Source organism: Kitasatospora sp. RG8, assembly GCF_017813315.1.
In the GTDB taxonomy this organism is placed as follows: Bacteria; Actinomycetota; Actinomycetes; order Streptomycetales; family Streptomycetaceae; genus Kitasatospora.
The window spans coordinates 1-2,897 of record NZ_JAGIYX010000078.1 but is presented as its reverse complement, the minus strand read 5'-3'; the positions used below and the strand labels follow the sequence as shown (position 1 = coordinate 2,897).

Below are 2,897 nucleotides of genomic sequence, written 5' to 3'. Positions count from 1 at the left end.
GTCCTGGTCGGTCTCGCCAGCCTGGTCGGCCTCGCGCTGGGAGCCCTGACCGTCCATCTGGTGGTCCCGCTCGTGGTGCTGACCCCGGCCGCCCGCCGGCCGGTCCCCGAAGTCCTGGTCGGCATGCCGCTCGGCCCGGCCGCCCTGATCGCGGCCGCGATCACCGCCGTCGCCCTGGCGTCGGCCTTCCTGACCGGCCGCCGCCGTCGAGACGTGGCCGCCCGGCTACGGCACGTGGAGGAGATGTGACCAGCCCGGCCGGCACCCGCACACCACCCCGCCCCACCGGCACCGCACCGACCGCCGAACACCACCCCGCCCCCTGGGTACGGACCAGACTGCGCACAGCACCGGTCGCCGCTGTGCTCGCCGCCGCGCTGGCCCTCGGCACCGTCTTCCTCGCCGCCGCGTTCCCGCGGGCCGTCGACCGGGGCACGGACACCGCCCTGCACGAGTACCTGCGCGACCGCGGACCGGCCTGGACCAGCGTGCTCGCCACCGGGCAGCAGCGCTTCGACGCGGACGGCCTCGACCAGGTGGCGGAGAAGCTCGCCGCCTACCCGACGAAGAACTTCGGCTTCATCCCGGGTGGTCCGGTGTATGGCGCACGCGGAGACAAGGCGCGCGAGCTCTACAACCCCGGGCTCTCCCGGCCCGACGCCTCACGGCCGCAGGCAGGCCTGATCTACCTGCACGGCCTCAGCGACCACGCCGCCCTGGTGGCCGGCCGCTGGCCCAACGGCGGCCGCGACGACGGACCGGTCCCGATCGCGCTCAGCCGGAGCGCCGCCGACACCATCGGCATCCACCTCGGCGACGTACTCGAAGCCCGCCCGCTTCCCGGCATCGGGGACCCGCAGGACGCCCAGCGGGCCGAGGTGGTCGGACTCTTCACGCCCAACGATCCGGCCGACCCGTACTGGGCCGGTCTGCCCTGCCCGGAGAAGGCCTGTCTGGAGGGCACCCCCAGGGTCTACTGGAAGACCGCCGGCGTGACCGACGCGGCGTCGGCACCACGGCTCGCAGCCTGGGGCAACGGCGCCATGGACTTCTGGCGGCTGCCGGTCGACATCGACGCGCTGCGCGCCGACCGGCTTCCGCAGACCAGCGAGGAGCTCTCCTCGTACCTGACCGGCCCCACCAGCACGCACCTGCGGACCGACACCGGCCGGTCGGACCTCGGGCTCACCTCGCCGCTGCCGAAGCTGTTCCAGCAGGCCACCGAGCGGCGCGCCGCCACCGCGCCGCTCGCCGCGATCGGCCCGGCCGGCCTGGCCGGCGTCGCCGCCGTGGTCCTCTGCCTGGCGGCCGCCCTCACCTTCGACCGGCGCGGCGGCGAACTCCGGCTGCTCCAGGCCCGCGGCGGCTCGCGCGGCGGCGTGCTGCTGCGCCTGTTCGGCGAGGGCGCGGTGACCGTCCTGCCCGCCGCAGCGGCCGCGACCGTCCTCGCCCTAGCACTGCTGCCGACCCCGCGCTGGACGGGCGCCGTTCTGGCCGCGCTGGCCATCACGCTGCTCGCGCTGCTGGGCTTCCCCGCCCGCGCGGCCCTGCTCTGGTCGGCGCCGCGCCGACGGACCGGGCGGCGACGGCTGGTCGGCGAACTCGTCGTCGCGGCCGTCACCGTCGCGGCCGTGCTGGAGGTCCGGCGACGCGGCGTCGTCCCGCCCGGGGAGGGCCTGGACCCGTTGCTGGTCGCGGCCCCGCTGCTGCTCGCCCTCACCGGCGGTCTGCTGCTCGCCCGGCTCCAGCCGGTCCTGGTCGGCGCGCTCGCCCGGGTGACCGGCCGCGGCCCCGGACTGATCGGCTTCCTCGGCCTGGCCCGCGCCGCCCGCGGCACCGGCGGCCGGCCGCGCCCCTCCGTGCTACCACTGCTCGCACTGATGCTCGCCGTCACCACGGCCGGCTTCGGGGCCACCGTGCTGGACGCGGTGGACGGCTCCCGGCTGCGCGCGGCCCGGCAGGCGGTCGGCGGCGACGCGGTCGTCGGCGCGCCGACCGGTGTCTCGCTGCCGCCCGGCTTCATCAAGGCGGCGAACGCCCTGCCCGGCGTCCGGACCGGTACCGCCGTCTGGTGGGAGAGCGAGGTGTTCGTCGTCGGTGTCTCGGGAGGGTCCACCCGGGTCAGCGTGCTGGCCGTCGACCCGCAGGCGTACGTCAAGTTGGCCCGATCCGTCGGGCGCGGCGCCTTCGACCCGGCCGTCCTGGCGGGCGGAGCCGGCGGGGACGACACCCCGGTGCCGGCCGTGTTCAGTGCCGCACTCGCGGCCGAAGCGGGCGACGGCAGCCAGCGCCTGCGGATGCTCAACGGCTGGGAACTCCTCGTCGCGAAGGCCGGAACCGTCGACGCCACACCCGCGCTGGAGGAGTCGACCCGGCGGTTCGTCATCGTGTCGGCCGGTACCGCGGCCGCCCGAAGGCCCGAACTCGCCCAGCCCAACCTCTGGTTCGGCACCGGTGACGTGGACGAGCGGCAGCTGAAGGCACTGGTGCGGGAGAAGGGGCCGCTCAGCGGGGTCGGTTCCTTCGTCGGCGCCACCCCGCCCGGCGGAGCGACCGCGTCCCCGACACCGGCTCCCTCCGCCACCGCCGGGTCGTCCTCCGCACCGGCGGCGGTGGCCGGATCCACCACGGCACCCGCGTCCCCTGGCGCCGCACCGGCCGGCCAGGCCCGTGCGGGTGAGGATCCCGACAGCCTGCCGTTCGGCTACGTGGCGCGCACCAGCACCGGTCTGGCCGCCGAGTTGGCCAATGACCCGCTCCAGCTCTCGGCCGGTCGGCTGTTCTGGGCCTCCGTGATCGGCGCGGCGGGGTTCGCCCTGCTCGCCGTGCTGCTGACGCTGCTGCGGGCGGCCCCGGAGCGCGTCGCCCTGCTCGCCCGGCTGCGCACCATGGGCCTG

Annotated in this window: 1 protein-coding gene and 1 pseudogene; both read left to right on the top strand. The window is 76.5% G+C overall.

Translation table 11 applies throughout. The features are described from left to right. Positions 1-249: pseudogene (locus tag J5Y04_RS41050) on the top strand (ABC transporter permease); the annotation flags it as partial. Further along, positions 246-2,897, top strand: a 2,652-nt coding sequence (locus J5Y04_RS41045; RefSeq protein ID WP_209417654.1) for a hypothetical protein, incomplete at its 3' end; no start/stop codon positions are given. The pseudogene J5Y04_RS41050 and the gene J5Y04_RS41045, both read left to right, overlap by 4 nt.